This window comes from Chryseobacterium sp. SG20098 (assembly GCF_031844745.1).
GTDB lineage: Bacteria > Bacteroidota > Bacteroidia > Flavobacteriales > Weeksellaceae > Chryseobacterium > Chryseobacterium cucumeris.
This window is the reverse complement of sequence record NZ_CP134622.1, coordinates 2,623,741-2,641,856: the sequence shown is the minus strand read 5'-3', so window position 1 is coordinate 2,641,856 and position 18,116 is coordinate 2,623,741. Positions and strand designations below refer to the sequence as shown.

Here is an 18,116-nt window from a genome sequence, read left to right as displayed (position 1 = left end):
TTTCAATCACACACTTTTGCCTGCAAATTTAAATACTACAAATTATGCAGACAACCAACCCATTTCAAACCATTCTTGACGAACTAGGAGAAATAAAAGACTTAGTTTTTTCCCTAAAGAAAGAACCTGAAATTGAGCTAAAAAAGAAATTTTATTCTATCAAAGAATGCTCAGAAATTCTAAAGCTCGATTATCAGACCGTACGCTCCCACATTTTAAAAGGCAATATCAAGGCTGAACAAATAGGGCGGTTCTACCGAGTCAATCATTTAGACTTGATGAACGCTTTACATGAAGTGAAATCACTTAAATACAAAAGGTAAACAGTTTCAATTGTTTATTTGAACCCCTATTGTTTAACGATTCGTATTTCCTGTACGGAATTAAACCTTCAAAAATGAGCGAAAAAATTCCTTATCTGAGAGTTGGAACCGTCTATTATAAGACAATAGAAAAGCCTTTGATCTCAGGTGATAAAATATCCATCCTTGTTCGCTGGAACCGTGAAACCATTATCGGCGATCATGGAAAGGTATATGTTTCAAAAGTCCCAAAATATGACGGATTCTGCTGTATACCATCCCATTTGCAGTATCAACAGATTATTGCAGATTTTTATAATCTTTACAATGAAATTCCCTTCCAGCCCATTAAAGAAAATATCAGTCCGGCTTCCCTTGTAGAAAAGATTCCGTTTTCCCTTATGTTTATGGAACATATTTTTGATGAACAGCTGGAACTGGGGTTAGATTATATCAAAATCCTGCTTCAGTATCCTGTGCAAATGCTTCCAATCCTCTGTCTCGTCAGTAAAGAAAGAGCCACCGGAAAGTCCACATTCATTAAATGGCTCAAAGCAATTTTCGGACTTAATATGACCTATATTAAAGGGGATTCCTTCAGTAGCCAGTTTAATTCAGACTGGGCTTCCATGCTCCTTGTTGCAATAGATGAAGTATTCTTCGACAAAAAGGAAATTACCGAACGGCTAAAATATCTTTCCACCACCAATAAAGATAAGAAAGAAGCCAAAGGAAAAGACAGGGAAGAAATAGAATTCTTTGGAAAATTTATTTTGTGTTCCAATAATGAAGATAATTTCATCCAGATTGATGAGAACGAAATCCGCTTCTGGATCATCAAAGTAAAATCCATTCAGACTGAAAATATCGAGTTCCTACAAAATCTAAACAAAGAAATCCCTTATTTCCTGCGCTATCTGATTGAGCGCCCATTTCACAGTCATAATAAAACAAGAATGTGGTTTACAGATTCTCAGATCAGAACCAAAGCCCTTGAAAAGCTAGTCTGGAAGAATAATAACAAACTGGAATCAAAGATCATTGAGCTTATGTACGAATTTTTTGAGAGTACAGAAGAGCTTGTAATTCATTTTATCCCACAGGATATTTTCAATATGCTGGGTAAAATGTTCAGGAATCAATATTGGACAGTTAACGATATCAGAAAGCTCCTGAAAGAAGTATGGAAACTGGAACCTCAAAATAACTCATTGGCCTACGTCAAATATGATATTGATTATAGCGGAAGCTTTTACCAGCAGAATAGAACCGGAAGATATTTTACAGTGGAAAAGAATTTTATTCTCCAAAAATTTGATGAAATGATGAGTTAATTGATAATGAAAAGAAAATCAATCAATTACATCACATTAAAAGCCTCATCAAATTTTTAAGACCCTGAATTTTGATGAGGAACTGATGAGCAGAAAAAGATGACTTTGATGAGATGATGAGGGTTTGATGAGGGAGTAACTTTGTGTATTACAGCGAGATATAGTGTATTCTTATCAATTTATCAAAATTTCCAAAATTCAAACCCGGACACACAAACCACTATATTACCTGAACCATTCAGACAAAATCAGTGTACCCGGAAATTATAATAAAAGGTTATAAAAAAATCAAAATACATAATAGTATAAAAGTATAAATCAACAATTACATAATTATATCAATATGAACTGCAAACAATTTAACATCATTCCGTTGGAAGAAGTCCTCCTTTCTCTCGGACACCTTCCCACAAAACAAAATGAAAAAGAAGCTTGGTATCTCAATCCATTTGCCAAAGAATACCAAGCCTCTTTTAAACTGGATAAACGCCAGAACCTTTGGTTCCTTCACTCTGAAGGTATTGGTGGAAATAATACCGATTTTATGCAAAAATACCTGAATGCTTCCGTAAGTGAAGTTTTATCATGGGCAGAAAAACAGAATTTTTCTTCTTTTCACCAGCAGGATAAACTATTAACCTTTCCAAAAACCATCCAAAAACCTGAATATCAAATTGCAGGAATTCATGATCTACAAAATCAGAATCTTAAAAACTATCTTCAGGAAAGAGGATTTTCACCATTTGTCTATCTATTTATAAAGGAAGTACATTTTACCATTGGTGATAAAAATCTTTATGCGATCGGTTTTGAAAACCAATCAGGAGGTTTTGAACTGCGAAATTCCTTTTATAAAGGATCATTACTGAAAAAGGATATTTCGATCATTAAGATGAACAACGAACATAGTTATTATCAAGGAAAACGCCAAAAAACAGCCGTTTTTGAGGGCTTTATGGACGCATTATCTTTTATTGAGATGAAAAAGCACGCCATTGGAGATATTATTGTCATGAATTCCATTGCGCTTATCGGCAAAGTCAAAGAGCAGTTGAAAAACTATTCAATAATAGCTCTCTACCTTGATAATGATCATGCAGGACTTCAATGTAAGAATGAGATTTTACAATCTTTTCCCCATGCTGTAGATTGCTCGGAACTATATTCCAACCATAAAGATCTCAACGAATATTTGATACATAAAATTAAAACAGAAAAGAATCTTAAAGCTGAACACCCGTCCGAAAGCTTACAGGAATCCAGAGAAAAAATCGAAAAGCAGGAAGAAGAAAACAAACAAAGTTTTAAAAGAAGAAGATGATAAAACACGTGCTATATTTTTTACCAACTATCTGCAAATTTTTGTGCTCAGTGCTTAGTGCAAAAAGTACCCAAAGTTTACAATAAGCATAACCGCTGATTGTAAAATTGAGATTTTTGGTTTTCTCCTATCGTCGAAAACAGGAATTATTCTGTACAGAGATTTATGAAAACTCGAAAGATGAATAAAACAAAACGAACAGGCGGGGTGCATCAAATTACGCAGGGATATAGAAGGAAAAGATGATAAAGCGTGTGGTATGTTTATTACCAACTGTCTGCAAAAGTTAGGAGCTCATTCGCAACTTTGAAAGTCCTTACGTCCTAACAAAGTTGCTGCTTCGCTCTGCCGAGGGTTTTTTAACCTAAATTTAAGACAATATAGGAATTATTTTTCTGAACGTGCGTAAAAATTACCCACCTTTTTGTATAACGTGCGTAAAATAGTATAGGGTTATGATCTAGGGTGAGTAAAATATATACAGGTTGTTTCAGACCCTGCGTAAAAATTACCCACCTTTTGGTATACCCTGCGTAAAAAAGATATAGGTTATCTCTGAGCCTGCGTAAATGAGTATACCACCTCTCTTTAAATGTATAAAATGAGTACAGCCTATTGAGGTAATATTACAATAATCACTATGATAGGAATATATAATAATGTAAAAGTACAAATATGTAAATCTCATGAAAACCTCCATTAATTTTAAAGCCGTAAAGTCCGATTCTGAAAGCCATAATTTCAGGAAAAAGACTTTTGATTATATCCGAAAAGATTTAACTCCAAAAAATGAATACTGGCTCGAAGATAAAATAGCCGACCGACAAAGAAAGATTGAAACCTATTGCAAAGAAAAATCGGGTAGAAAATTACAGAAAAATGCTTTTCCCATTCGTGAAGCCGTTGTAGTTATCAAAGAAAACACTACCATGCAGGATTTGCATAACCTTTCCAAGAGACTTGAAAAAGAATTAGGAATCAGGGTGTTTCAGATTGCCATTCATAGGGATGAAGGACATTATGATAAAGATACTAAAGAATGGAAACCTAACTTACACGCTCATCTAGTTGCCGACTGGCAGGATGTAAAGACCGGTAAAACCTTAAAGCATCACCCTCGTGAATATTCCAAAATGCAGGATATTACCGCAGAATGTCTGGAAATGGAAAGAGGAATTTCGGGATCAAGAAGAAGGCTGGAAGCCATTGAGTTTAAAATCCAGAAAAAGGAGGAGGAATATAAAGCTCTGGAAGAAAAAATTGAAGCTATAAAAACTGAATTATCTTCCACCAAATCCGAAGATTTAATTGTAAAAGAATCTGATTTTCTAGGATTCCAGCATATTAAAACGGATAAAACCATTGAAAATTACAAAAAAATGTTTAAGACTTATAATGCTCAAATTTTGAAGAATAAGGCTGAGCTAGAATCCAAATCAAAGCAGATTGCAGGGCTTCAAACTAAAATTGACAGTTTAAAAAAGGAAGTCAGTATGCTTAAAAATAAGAACTATGTTCTATTTTCCAATCCAAATATTTTTGCTGGTGAAAGAAAAAAATATCTGGATTCTGTTTTAAATACCCTTGAAAAATCAATAAGATATGAAAGGCTTAAAAATCCTTATCTCGATCGGGAGGATTCTCAAAAACTTCTTGACGAAATAAGCCTGATCTGTAAAAAAACAGCAGAGGACAACAATATCTCCTTATCTGCTTTTAATGAGATTCTTAAAGATTCCAAAATTGCAGGAGCTCTACTGTCTTTGTTAAAGTTTGGGTATCAGAAAAATCAGCAACAACCCGAAGAAGCTCCGGATCAGACAAGGAAAAGGAAGTTAGGGCGGTAATTTTTAAGTCTCCTTTGTTTGGAGGCTTTTTGTATCTATCAACTTATAATGTCAAATTTTAGCAACAGTAACTACATGAAATTATTATAATCTTATCTCTATAAGCCTTCTCAATTCATTTATTTTTTTATACATTTTATTGAAGAATATATTTCTGGCTTTATTATTAGCAGAAAGGAGCTCAGAGTTTTTCAGAATTAGTTCGAGGCTTTTTTCATAATTATTACAAACTCTTTCATCCAATGTATAATAATAGCTTAGAATATTATATGGTAAAAAAAGCATTTTCTGATCTAGAAACTTTATGAAAACCGTATTATTCATAATTAGCAGATCATTCTGATATAGTTTAAAATATACCTGTTTTCCATCTTTCCTCTCATTTACGGCTTCATTTTCTATCTGTTTCAGAACTTTCATCACTTCATCACAAATTTTCATCACACTTTGTGTACTAATCATCTCTAATTGATGAAAATAGATAAGCTGTTCAAGCATGGCATAAATGGTGACATTACTCCATATTTCTGTAGAGCTTACATCATGGTATACTTGGGAGAGTAGAAGTCCTTTTTGTTTAATCTTTTCAGGTACTTCAAACTCTTCAAAACTTATTCTTTTTGAAAAAAACTCAGCATCCATAAGCTTCAGCCATGTATAAATTTTGAATTTCTGCAAATTCTCAAACTTCATAAAATAAAAAAGAGGTATATCTTTAGCTGCGTAGATGAACTCGACCTCAGGAGTTGCTTTCACTTTTTGAAGATTTCCTATAGAAGATTCAAAATATTTTTCCAGATCATCTATATTATAAATGTCATGGACTTTGCTAACTACAGCATTATTAACATTGGAATCATGGATTGAATCTAAAGAAACACCAAAATGTGAAGCCAAAGAAATCCCTTCATTGAGTGTAATATGGCTTTTCCCACTGATTCTTCTATAGGCAGTATCATTGGATAATGCCAGCTTATCAATCATAATGTCAACTAGCTCCTTTCTTCCTCCAGATTCTTTTAATAGCAGATCAAAAAGATTTTTTTGATAATTTTTCATGTCTTATTGTGTTTTATTAGCAAATATATCTAAAAAAACAGAATAGTATTTTATTTTTTAGACAATTTGTCTATTTGATAATATTGGTTAAGACGCATTGTCCTTTTATAAACTATTTATTTTAGTGATTTTTGCATGTATATAAAATCAATTACATGGGAAAAAACGTATTTTTTATTTTTCTCTTATTAACATCAATAGGAGGATTGAAATCACAAACACTTATATTTGAGTATGAAGACGGAGGAAATCAGGTTATCAGGCAATACTGTGCCACCTGCTCTCCAACCAATAAATCTGCTAATAAAACAAATTTAGTGGACAAAAAAGAATTTCCACCCGCAATTTATCAGGTTAAAATTTATCCCAATCCTACTAAGGATAAAGCTAATCTTGTTTGGTCTCCTGAGTTGGGAGATATGATTCAGAAAGTTGAATATGTAGCGTATAACTTTACACAATACCGAGAAATTCCTTTTAATAAAAGGGAAAATAAGGTCACATTAGATTTATCTGATCAACCTATAGGAATGTATATAGTCATTTTTCATCTGAATACAGGAGAAAAACTGACCTATAAAGTTTTAAAACAATAATCCAAATTTAAGAAAATGAGAAAAGAAAATTATTTTTTACTTGCCTTTTTCTTTCTGGCAAGGCTGTTGAATGCCCAAGCAGTGGGACAGACAACGGGTGAATTCTCTGTATCTTCAACAGGAGGTGCTAACTATACCATACCTATTGCCAATCTTCCAAGTGTAAAGAATGCTGTACCTAATATCACTTTAAACTATTCCAGTCAGAGTAAGAATGGAATTGCTGGCTGGGGTTGGAATGTGTCGGGAGCATCCTCTATCACCAGAATTCCGGCAACAAAGTTTCATGACGGAGTAATTGATGCAGTTAATTATAATGATAAAGACAGATTTGCATTAGATGGTCAGAGATTAATATTGAAGTCTGGAACATATGGCGGAGACGGAGCAGAATATCAAACCGAAAATTATTCTAATATTAAGGTAAAATCTTATGGAGTTTCTTCTTACGGAGCAAATTACGGTCCTTCTTATTTTATAGTGTATTATCCCAATGGAAATACTGCTATTTATGGGAATAATCCAAATTCCCAGAATCAGCTTGAATGGAAAGTCAATCACATTGATGATGTAAAGTACAACAGAATAGAATTTTCCTACTTCAAAGACAATGATAATATTTATCTATCTTCTGTTAAATATGGCGGAAATCCATCTGTTGGATCTTATACTCCTGTGAACACTGTAAATCTTGTCTATAAAAATAGAACAAGAAACGAGCAAATGTATGTGTATGGAAATACCAGTTATGTCATTACCAAAGAATTGGATAAGGTTGAAGTTTTAGGAAACGGACAGCTTTTCAGAAAATACCAGCTTACTTATGATACAACCTCATTGGGCTACGAAAGATTAACCCAAGTACAAGAGTTTAATGGAAATGGGGAATCTGTAAAACCAATCATCTTTGAATATGATACTACTGAAAACGGAGTTATTAATAATCCTAATGCTGTTATCAGTAATGTTACTCCTGCTTATGATTCTAATAACTGGAAATATCTGGCAGGATATTTTGATAATGATGCTTCAATAGATTTCTTTACTTATCCTAATTCAAAGGATAAACTTTATAGATTTAATTCAAGCCAATTATTAACAACGAATTCTAATGTTTCGGGAAACCTTATTAACGTAGAAAAGTTTTCTGATATTTTTCCAACAAAACTACTTTTAACCAATAATAAATTTAATAATCTTGATGCAGTAACTACAATTGGAACGGGAAGTATTGTCAGTGGCCAAGAGGTTATAAAAGTTAATAACTATGTTTCCAATTCAGGCTACAGCTCTTTGGATTTAATAGATACTAAAACGTATTCTTTTCCTGTAGCACAAAATCAAAGTTGTGTAATTATTGGAGGTAATGATACGAGATATGCAACAATTCCAAAAAAATTCTTCACAGGAGATTTTAATGGTGATGGGTTGTCAGATATTATTGCACTTACGTTACCATATAACCAAACTTATACCTACTACTGTGGTAGTACCAAATTAGACCCTAATGGACGTCCTGACCCCAATTGTTGTGAAGGAAACTCTACCATTGAATATTCTCAGGCTTATCTGTTAGACTTAAAACCTAATTCTCCACAGGTCCCTATAAGCATTGGAGGGAATTACGTTGTGAAATCTTCTTCCAGAATTTATGTTGGAGATCTTGAAGGAGATGGAAAAGCAGATCTATTTATTCTAAATGGAGGGCAGATAACAGTATATGGTGTAGAGAATAATGCTCTTGTTCAAAAAACGGTAGTCAATAATTCTGCCATCAATTTTGATTATCCATCTTACCTGACAGATTTAAACGGAGATGGAAAAACAGATATTGTAATTCCTACTGCTGAGGGTAGCAGTAATTGGTTTCATTTAATATCCAATGGACAGTCTTTTACCCAAGCTACAAAGGATATTTCAATGGTTTTTAGAAAATCTTATGTTAAAAATACTTGCTATGATGCAGCTAATGGTAATCTGGACTGTGGTTATGTCCAACAAGTCATTTACTACAATTTTGCTGATGTCAATGGCGATGGGAAGGCAGATTTATTCTATCATTCCATTTTTGCTCCTTATAATTATGATGTACCAGGAGGGGCTCAGTGGAATTATCCATATAATACGTATGGAGCTAACTACGCTATCAAAGAATTTGGAAGTGTAAAATACAATATGAGTAATAATCCGGATGGTACAGCTAATTTCTCAGGAGAAAACATCATGTGGAATAATATGTACACCTATAATGGTTGTACAGCTAATGGAACTCCCATGTTTTTATCTAACCAGAATATTGTAAACCAAAACTTAGATTATGCCTTTTTTGGAGGAGATAAAATAAAATATATTTCCTTTAAGAAAGATAACAGAGTAGATACTTCTTTAAAAAGAATAAAGGAGAATGACCTTGTAACAAATATTACGTATGATTCTGTTATGGATAATGGAACTTCCTCCGGAGCTTATGTTTCGGACAATTCCGAGCAATATCCAAATATCAGCCTTAATCTTGCTCCATCCATAAAGCTGGTAAAGAAAATAGAGAAAAGCTTTAACGGAGAAATCAAGATACAGGAATACAGATATAAAGGAGCTGTAGTTAATATGGAAGGTTTAGGATTCATAGGATTCAAGGGACTTGCCAGATCATCTGTATATGGGGGGAGTGTTCAGCCTTTTTGGACAATATCTTTACAAGATCCTCAAAAAAGAGGAGCTGTGTCCGAAAGCTATGTACTAAAATCTGTTGTTGATTTTAACTCACCAACCTCATTTATATCAAAAACCATCAATAGCTATAATACATCTTTATCACCAAATAAGGTTTTTACCAATCTACCGGCACAGGTACAACAAATAGACAATTTATCAGGTGTTACAACTAATCAGTATTATGATATTTACGATATTTATAATAATCCTAAAAAAATAAGAACTGTAGCTAGTGGAGGTGAGAAAACAACATTAATTGATTATGAAGATAACCCTTCAGGAGTCAGTAATCAATATTATATTGGAAGACCTGTTAAGAAAACAGAAACTCAAACGTTGGGAAATGATACTTTTTCTACGGAAGAACTCTTTTCTTACACGAATGGTTTACTAATCCAAAGTAAGAAAAAGGGCAATAATACAGATTATATCACCGAAGATTTTGTATATGATGCTTTTGGTAACAATATAGAGAAAACACTATCTGCTACTGGTGTTTCTCCAAGAACAGAAAAAAATCAATACGATCCTTCTGGTAGATTTGCTATTAAAACAACTAATATTCAGGGAATCTCTACTTCATATAATTATGATAGTGCCTTTGGTCTGCTGCTTTCAACAACCAATCATTTAAATCAAACATTATCATATACTTATGATAACTGGCAGAGAAAAGTACAGGATAAAGACATTTATAATAATATTACAACATACTCTTACGAATGGATTACTTCAGGTGATTTTTCGGGTGGAATCAAATTAAAAGCAACTGAAGCAACCGGAGCGACTAAAGAAACGTTATCCGACAACTGGGGAAGAATACGTGTAGAAAGAGGATTGTCACTTAATGATAAATGGATAGAGAAAAGAACAGATTATGATATTTTGGACAAGCCTTTTAAGGTAAGTGAACCTTATTTTTCTACTTCCTCCCCTAGCAAATGGACTGTTACAGAATATGATGATTATGGAAGAATTATAAAAACCACCTATCCAACAGGAAAAATTATTATTTCTTCTTATAATGGACTGTCTGCTACTGTAGTTGATGGGCAAAAAACACAGACTATTACAAAAGATGCTTGGGGTAATAAGATAAAAATGTCTGACAATGGAGGTGATATTAACTATACCTACTTTGCTAACGGAGGTTTAAAGTCGTCAAACTATGCAGGGCACGTTGTAAGTGTTGAACAGGATGGATGGGGCAGAAAAACAAAACTGTCAGACCCCTCTGTAGGAGGAGATTATACCTATTTATATGATAATTTAGGACAAATCCTAAAAGAAGAAAATCCTAAAGGTAAAACAGAATATACCTATGACCAGTATGGAAGAGTAAGTAAGAAAAATGTTATTGGTGACAATACAGATATAAAAATCAATTATAGTTATAATGCTCAGGGGTTGATAGAAGCCGAAACAGGAACATCCAATGGGGTAAATAACTCATATACTTATAAATATGACAATTTCTATCGTTTATCTGAACGAGAAGAAAACAATGGAATTGCCATTTTCAAAAAACGCTATACTTATGATAACTTTGGTAGAGTAAAGAAAGAAATCAAAGAAACCCTTTATGGCTCTGCTTCCAGTATTGTTGAAGCTCAAAATAATTATGCCTTGTGCGGAATGCTGGAAAGTATTACCGACACTAATGGAAAATTAATTTGGAAGTTGAGTCGCATTAATGAGAAAGGACAGGTATTATCTGCAATCTTTGGAAACGGAACAGAAATTAACAATACTTATGATGGAAATGATTTTTTAAGTTCAGTAAGACATAAAAATACTGTAAGTGGTATTATTTTAGGAAATGATTATACTTTTGAAGCTCCTACAGGACTTCTGAAAAATAGAAATAATATTGCTGTTCAGAATGGTTGGTATGAAAGTTTTGAATATGATAGTTTACAACGATTAATATCATGGACTGATCCTAATGGTACACAATCTCAAACTTATGATAATTACGGAAGAATTGACAATAATAGTGATATAGGAGATTATAAATATGTAGATGGGAACAGATACAGAAAAAAAGAAATTAATTTAAATCTGTCTGGTAATGCCTATTACAGTGTAAATCAACTACAGAAGATTTCCTACAATTCTTATAAAAGCCCAGTCAGCATCATGCAGGATGGATACGAGATGGTAAAGTTTGATTATAATATTCATCAGACAAGGTCATCCTCAATGTATGATTATGATAACGGACTTTTACTATACAAAAAAAATAAAATTTACTCTGATGATAATAATGTTGAAATTATTAACTATTCTTTTATTGGGAAACCTTCTAAAGATTTTGTAAACACCAGAATTGTTACTTATATTGCGGGTGATCCCTATTCTGCGCCGGCAATGCATATTAAAGAATATACGGCAGGAGGATCAGTTAAGGAAGGAATACACTATTTACACAGAGATTATCAGGGTACTATTTCTGCTATTTCAGATCAGGCAGGAAAAGTTGAAGAAAGAAGGCAGTTTGATGCGTGGGGAAATTTAGTATATCTTGAAAGAAATGGATTAAAAGTTGATCTGAAAAAAGAAAAGCCAGATTTATTGATTGAAAGAGGTTATACTGGTCATGAGCATTTCTTCCAGGTAGGATTAATTCACATGAATGGCAGAATGTATGATCCAAAACTGCATACTTTCTTATCAGTTGATAATTATATTCAGGATCCGTTTAATACACAAAGTTATAACAGATTTGGATATGTACTGAACAATCCATTAATGTATACCGATCCTAGTGGTGAGTTTGTTTGGGCTGTGGTGTATGTAGCGGCTATAATAGGTGCGATTATGGGAGCTACCAGCTATGTAGGTCAGGCAATACAAACAGGAGACTGGAGCTGGGGTAAATTTGGAATGTCAATATTAGGAGGTGCCGTCTCAGGAGCTATTATGGGAACGCTAACAGCAGCAACCGGAGGAGCTGCAGCCGCGTTATCATGGGGAGCCATTGCGGGATATGCAGCCACAGGATTTGTAGGTTCTTTTATGAGCTTTAATGTAGATTTAGGAGGAGGTTTTAGCATAGGAATTTCACCAGCCATTGCTTTTGGCAACAGCTTTAGTGTTGGAGCTAGCCTTAGCATAAGTTATAGAAAAGGAAATTTAAGCTTCTCAGCTGCTATTGCAGGTACTTATTACAATAAACATGCTGGAAGTGGTGTTGCAGGATGGGGATACAGATATTCTGCAATGATAGGTTATGACAGTAAAGATTTCAGCATTGGAGTTGGCACTAATATATGGAAAGGTGTTCATGCACAACAGACAGGAATTTTAAGATTGGGAAGTGGAGATTTCTCTCTAACTTATGAAAATGATGGTAGCCCTTTTGATAAAGTAGGAACAGGTATTTTAGGAGATGGTCACGATAGATGGAGAACAGCAGCCATGACATTTAATTATAGAGATTTTCATGCTGGATTCAATTTATTTACTGGCGAAAGGCTTAGTAGTAGCTATGAAGAAAATGGTGGTGAAGATGCTGCAACAATGGCCGGGTGTTCTAAACCAGGTTTTTTCCGGAAATTATTTAATACTGTTCCTGATGGTGCTGGCGGAGGATATGGGGCTAAACATCCATACGGAAATGTAGTTGAAATTGGACCTAGATATAGGTTAGGAGCAGCGTATATAGGCTGGGGTAATTATAGAGCAGGCATAGATTCGGATAGGTATGTTCGACACCCTATTCAGGATATTGGAGCTCATTACTATGTTTCTCCACAACCTGGTTTTGAAGTATTATCTGGTGGTGTGAAACCATATTTTCAATATCAAACAATAAACCCATTTACATCATGGTAAGAAATATTTTAATATTATTAGGCAGTATTCTTTTTATTCAATCATGTGCACAAACAAGAAAATTAGAGAATGGCACAAAAGTATTCACTAAGCAATTTAAAAATATTGATAAGTTTAATAAATCAATATTAGATAAAATAGATATTAATCATTTTTATAAAAAAATTGATTATTATATGGCTGATAAAAACTTTAATAAGGTAAGGGATATAGGGAGTGATGTTGATAGGAAAATTCAATTTTATGAAAATGGGAGAGTTAGATTTTTTAGTTTGGGCGAAGAAGACCCCAATCCAGAAAATGCAGGTAGAAGAGGAATAATTTACATGAAAAATAATTCTCTGAAAATTGATACCCAGTTTGCAAATCAAGATGGAAATCTTTCAAAAGGGACTTATAACGTAAAAGTTGTAGGTGATAAATTATATCTTCTTGAAAGTAATTTTTCTATTTTTCCTCCTTCAGAGAATATATGTTATGTATATCAGAAATCAGAAGAAATACCTGAAGATTGGAAGCAATATAAGGCAGATTGGTAATGCAACACTGAATCCTTTTACATCATGGTAAACAATAATATAATTAAGATGCTATTGGTGCTTTCATTTATGATTTTTGGAAGTGGTGTTATAAATGCACAAAAAATAAAAAATATTAAATATTTTAATAAATCAGAGCTAATAGCTTTTCCGTTTAACAGAACATTTATCTGTTCAACTATTTATAAAGCTAATAAAGACTTAAAAAAGACAAGACAGATTGAATTGAACTATGATATGTCCATCCTCTTCAAAGAGGATGGCTATATTGAAGCTACCAACTTTGGAACAAGTAATAAAGATGGACAAACAGGTATAATTTATTCAAAAAAAGGAAAAATAAAAGTGGATATAATAACCCTACTATCAGACAGAAGCCACACAATTAGAACGTATAATTTAAAGATTGTTGATGGGAATATACATCTGATAGAAGATAGATGGATTGGAGGAGATAACCTTAGTTACTTAATTTTTTAAACTGATAAATAACTTCTTATAAACATGAACAAACAATTTTAAAATTAAATTATGGAAAAAATAGTATTAATAAGCTTTTTAGCATTAGCAAGTTCAATTTCTGCCCAAATAAAACCTAAATATGGACTTTCTGCCGGATTGAACATTAGTAGTTTTTCTGGTTCAGATAAACCTGATGGATTTTCTTCTAAAGCAGGATTTCATGTAGGAGGTTTTTTGTGGAACTATCTGTCCGATAAAATCTCCATAGATGCAGAACTGTATTATTCTCAAATGGGGAGTAAGTTTGAAACTACTGTTCCAACTATAGATAATACTACATTTACTCTTACTGGAAAAGTAAAGAATGATTACATTAGGCTTCCGATCCTTTTTGATTACCACCCAACAGAAGAATTTTCTATTGCATTAGGTCCTGAAATTGGGGTTTTATTAAAAAATAAAGTTGAATATGACAAGGTTATTAATGGATCAACCACGAGTAATCCTAAAAATGTACAGCAATTTGATGTGGGTTTGAAAGCAAAAGTTCAATATATTTTCGCAAAACATTATCTGGCTTCGGTAGGGTATTATTTTGGAATGACAAAAGTTTATAAAAATACAACGGTTTATCAACAAAATTCAATCCTGATACAAGAAGCTCCTAAGATTTATAATGCTAATTTGGGGATTTCTGTCGGGTATATCTTTTAATATTACTGATTTCAATGAACATAAAATGTAAAGGAGACTGGTTTTTGCAACCAATCTCCTTTTCACATTGCAAAGAGACTTAATCTTTAGAATTTGTATTACAAGGTCTCTTAATAAACTTTTCTCTTCTGGTCAACTGTTGGGTTTTGAAGGTAGAAATTATAGAAAAAAAAGTGACCCACGCCGTTGTATATACTACAAAAGTATTTAGTGAGTGTTCAAGACCTCACCCTACGGGTGTACAAGCACCCTCGTATTTTTTTCTATCCAATTATCAATTCAATTCCAGCTTTTTCAGCCTTGTATTTTATTTTGGTCTGCAATTCATAATAACTCCAATTGCGAAGAACAAATTCCTGTTCTTTTGCAATACCTATTTTGTCTTCGTGATTTTTAAGAATAAGTGTGCTTGCTTGTTGACGGATGCAGAAATCTATAAGCTGCCGACTGTACACGTGAAGACGATTGCTTACGTATCTGCTCTCAAAATTCTTTGTTTTATATAATGCCTTTTGTTTTCTTTTTACTCCATTTCCTGAACGGGTATAGACAATGCCTGCCTGAATCCTTTTTTGACTTGCCTGAATTGCAAGCCTGCGATACAAAAACTCTTCTTTTGAACCAATATTGATTCGTACATTGTTTGCTTTTGCAACTATTGGATGTTCCAGAGACAGGGAAGCTTCGGCTATGATTTCAGGTTTTAAAATATGCTCTTCCTTTTCAAATTCAAAAACTGCAAGCCAAAAGATTTTTCTGTCTTTCAATTGGATCTGTGAGTTGCAAAGCTTTATTTCTTCTTTTAGCAGGCGTTCCATAATCACTCGCTTATCAGTATAGTCTTTTCCTAAATATGTTTTGACAGGTATCGCAAACATATTGAAACAAAAGGTTTTCGTTTCTTCTTCATATCTCATTTTACTTATGCATTTAACCGGAAGCGGGATTGGAATGTCTCTTTTATAATTTCTCAATGATTTTGTTCCCTGCCAATAGTCGGATTTATTTTTAGAGAATGTTGACTGAATTGTATTGTTCAGGCTTCCCAGGATATCTGTGGGGATTTCCCCTTTGAAACGGTCAAACACCATTCTTGCTGTGCTGTTTGTTTTCGAACGATCAAACATTCCCATCTGATCTTTTTTTTCATCAGCTAACTTGTATTGTATTTCTTCGGTGAGGTAAAAGAAATCTTTGATCATTTCCTGAACATATAAATGGGAAGCAATTAAGTTAGCAGCTCGGAAACATCGGTTCTGATATCTGTACAGTTTTTCCCACATTTCATTTTTTTGATCTGATGGAACATCAATCAGCAACTGTATTTTTCGGGTCAGTGACATCGTAGATTTTTCCATATCAAGTAACTATTTCAGAGTTATTTCGATTCTGCAAATACTGATAAGCATAAAGAAACTCTTGATGGACTTCTTTTTCAGAAAGTTTGAGTTCTCGTGCAATGACTGCAAAAGAAGATTTCTGTTCAAATCTTCTTTTTATAATGTCGAGTTGCTGACTACTGAGTTTTTCAGTTTGCTCTTTGTTGCCGAAATTCTTTTCCTGTGGCTGTTCTAAAGAATTTCTATTAAGGATTTTCCGAAGATCATTTATAGCTTTGCTCACCTCATTGCTAATGTCCTTAACACTACTTCCCATTGCTTCTGCAATAGGTTTGTATCGGAAGCCATATTGAAGGCATAGCTCAATCAGATGCTTTCTTTTGGGATTTATTACCCTTAAAACCTTATTGACTTCATCAAATTTCTTTTGTTCAGATTCCTGATTGAGGAGATTCTCTTTATCGTTCTGGGGATCAAAACCTATAAGATAATCCTGATAGTTCTCGAAACTTTCAAGTGAAGCCGTTAAGCGTGCGAATTTATTTTTTGGAGCAGTAAAATATGATATACAGTCTCTTTTCAATACAAACCGCAAAAAGCCAAGAATATGATTTGGAGTTTCAATGGAGTCACGGTGTTGCCAGAGCTTAAGAAATGTATCTTGCACAAGGGTTTCCACCACAAAATCATCATCGAGCATTTGTTTTCCAAGCCAGAAAAGGAGTCTATTGTAACGTAAATAAATATGTTCTAATGAAGTTGGATCACCTTTTTTCAGTAGTTCATATAATTGAAAATCAGTTAGCTTTCGGTGCTGTGAGTTTGTACTTTTCATAAGCGGTATTTTTCAGCTTAATGATTGCTAAAAGAAACTGCTTAGATAACCAAATGAACTATCTGTACCACTTTATGCACTATCTCACTACATCTTGCCTCCAAATAAATGGCGTGAAACTCAACATATCCGAACTGGGGCACTGGTATACCTTATATGCAGATAAGTGAGCTCTTTAGTTTTGCAGTATCCTTTTTCTTCTCATAACTAAGCGCTTCATTATTTGTTTCAAATATATAAAATTATTTTTAAAAAGATACTAATAAGATGTATCTTTTTAGTGGTAACATAAGTGATGGTTATTTATAAGCTTTGTAATAATTAATTCATTATAAAACTTATAGATATGGCAAGTGAATTTTCTAAGGAAAAAGTATTAAAGAAATTAGGTAAAAGAATAAAAGAGATAAGAATCAGTAAAGGATATTCCAGCTATGAATATTTTGCTTACGAGCACAACATATCTCGTGCTCAATTTGGTCGATATGAAAGAGGAGAAGATTTAAGATTTAGCACCTTAGTTAGAATAATTGAAGCTTTTGATATGAGCCTAGAAGAATTTTTTTCTGAAGGATTTAATGATTAGAGGTCTTAAACAAGGCAAGATCTATTCTTTTAATGATTGTAATAAATATAATATAAACGATTGTTTAATCAAGTTAACAAACCCTTTAGTTTTGCAGTATCCTTTTTCTTCTCATAACTAAGCGCTTCATTATTTGTTTCAAATATATAAAATTATTTTTAAAAAGACACTAATAAGGTGTATCTTTTTAGTGGTAACATAAGTGATGGTTATTTATAAGCTTTGTAATAATTAATTCATTATAAAACTTATAGATATGGCAAGTGAATTTTCTAAGGAAAAAGTATTAAAGAAATTAGGTAAAAGAATAAAAGAGATAAGAATCAGTAAAGGATATTCCAGCTATGAATATTTTGCTTACGAGCACAACATATCTCGTGCTCAATTTGGTCGATATGAAAGAGGAGAAGATTTAAGATTTAGCACCTTAGTTAGAATAATTGAAGCTTTTGATATGAGCCTAGAAGAATTTTTTTCTGAAGGATTTAATGATTAGAGGTCTTAAACAAGGCAAGATCTATTCTTTTAATGATTGTAATAAATATAATATAAACGATTGTTTAATCAAGTTAACAAACCAGTAAAGGCGCATTATAACGTGAGAATAAATTAACGATTTAAGCGTGGGT

General features: G+C 33.1%; 14 protein-coding genes. 11 read left to right on the top strand and 3 right to left on the bottom strand.

Annotation, left to right across the window (positions count from 1 at the left end; all coding sequences use genetic code 11):
- Positions 1–44: 44 nt before the first annotated feature.
- From RHP76_RS12120 to RHP76_RS12105, 4 genes are all read left to right on the top strand, one after another.
- The gene (locus RHP76_RS12120; RefSeq protein WP_311228272.1) at positions 45–323 is read left to right on the top strand and encodes a helix-turn-helix domain-containing protein; all 279 of its coding nucleotides are present in this window, start codon (positions 45–47) and stop codon (positions 321–323) included.
- A 74-nt stretch (positions 324–397) separates the two neighbouring features.
- Positions 398–1,636, top strand: a complete 1,239-nt coding sequence (locus tag RHP76_RS12115; protein ID WP_311228271.1) for a primase-helicase family protein — start codon at positions 398–400, stop codon at positions 1,634–1,636.
- Positions 1,637–1,979: 343 nt separating this feature from the next.
- The gene (locus tag RHP76_RS12110; protein WP_311228270.1) at positions 1,980–2,957 is read left to right on the top strand and encodes a DUF8464 domain-containing protein; all 978 of its coding nucleotides are present in this window, start codon (positions 1,980–1,982) and stop codon (positions 2,955–2,957) included.
- 686 nt (positions 2,958–3,643) lie between these two features.
- A complete protein-coding gene (locus RHP76_RS12105) occupies positions 3,644–4,804 on the top strand; it encodes a hypothetical protein (RefSeq protein ID WP_311228269.1) in 1,161 nt (386 codons plus the stop codon).
- 84 nt (positions 4,805–4,888) lie between these two features.
- Here RHP76_RS12105 and RHP76_RS12100 read toward each other — a convergent pair whose 3' ends face one another.
- The gene (locus RHP76_RS12100; protein ID WP_311228268.1) at positions 4,889–5,863 is read right to left on the bottom strand and encodes a hypothetical protein; all 975 of its coding nucleotides are present in this window, start codon (positions 5,861–5,863) and stop codon (positions 4,889–4,891) included.
- A 155-nt stretch (positions 5,864–6,018) separates the two neighbouring features.
- Between RHP76_RS12100 and RHP76_RS12095 the strand changes: the two genes are divergently transcribed.
- Genes RHP76_RS12095 through RHP76_RS12075 form a run of 5 tightly spaced genes read left to right on the top strand, consistent with a single transcriptional unit; the run spans position 6,019 to position 14,726 of the window.
- Positions 6,019–6,459, top strand: coding sequence for a T9SS type A sorting domain-containing protein (locus RHP76_RS12095; RefSeq protein WP_311228267.1), 441 nt, complete (start codon positions 6,019–6,021; stop codon positions 6,457–6,459).
- Positions 6,460–6,474: 15 nt separating this feature from the next.
- The gene (locus RHP76_RS12090) at positions 6,475–13,011 is read left to right on the top strand and encodes a polymorphic toxin type 23 domain-containing protein (protein ID WP_311228266.1); all 6,537 of its coding nucleotides are present in this window, start codon (positions 6,475–6,477) and stop codon (positions 13,009–13,011) included.
- On the top strand, positions 13,005–13,550 hold the full coding sequence (locus RHP76_RS12085; RefSeq protein ID WP_311228265.1) for a hypothetical protein: 546 nt from the start codon (positions 13,005–13,007) through the stop codon (positions 13,548–13,550). Before RHP76_RS12090 ends, RHP76_RS12085 begins: the two co-directional genes overlap by 7 nt.
- 24 nt (positions 13,551–13,574) lie before the next feature.
- A complete protein-coding gene (locus tag RHP76_RS12080; RefSeq protein WP_311228264.1) occupies positions 13,575–14,030 on the top strand; it encodes a hypothetical protein in 456 nt (151 codons plus the stop codon).
- A 51-nt stretch (positions 14,031–14,081) separates the two neighbouring features.
- On the top strand, positions 14,082–14,726 hold the full coding sequence (locus RHP76_RS12075) for a porin family protein (RefSeq protein ID WP_311228263.1): 645 nt from the start codon (positions 14,082–14,084) through the stop codon (positions 14,724–14,726).
- A gap of 263 nt (positions 14,727–14,989) precedes the next feature.
- On the opposite strand, the gene RHP76_RS12070 is transcribed toward RHP76_RS12075, so the two are convergent.
- Positions 14,990–16,084, bottom strand: coding sequence for a hypothetical protein (locus tag RHP76_RS12070; RefSeq protein ID WP_311228262.1), 1,095 nt, complete (start codon positions 16,082–16,084; stop codon positions 14,990–14,992).
- A 1-nt stretch (position 16,085) separates the two neighbouring features.
- Positions 16,086–16,901 (bottom strand): RNA polymerase sigma factor, encoded by an 816-nt coding sequence (locus RHP76_RS12065; protein WP_311228261.1) that lies wholly within the window; start codon positions 16,899–16,901, stop codon positions 16,086–16,088.
- 346 nt (positions 16,902–17,247) lie between these two features.
- On the opposite strand from RHP76_RS12065, the gene RHP76_RS12060 reads away from it, so the two are divergent.
- Together RHP76_RS12060 and RHP76_RS12055 are read left to right on the top strand one after the other, a co-directional pair.
- Positions 17,248–17,487 carry a helix-turn-helix domain-containing protein gene (locus RHP76_RS12060; protein WP_311228260.1) on the top strand — a complete coding sequence of 80 codons (240 nt, stop codon included), beginning with the start codon at positions 17,248–17,250 and terminating at the stop codon, positions 17,485–17,487.
- A gap of 256 nt (positions 17,488–17,743) precedes the next feature.
- Positions 17,744–17,983, top strand: a complete 240-nt coding sequence (locus RHP76_RS12055; protein ID WP_311228260.1) for a helix-turn-helix domain-containing protein — start codon at positions 17,744–17,746, stop codon at positions 17,981–17,983.
- Positions 17,984–18,116: the final 133 nt, after the last annotated feature.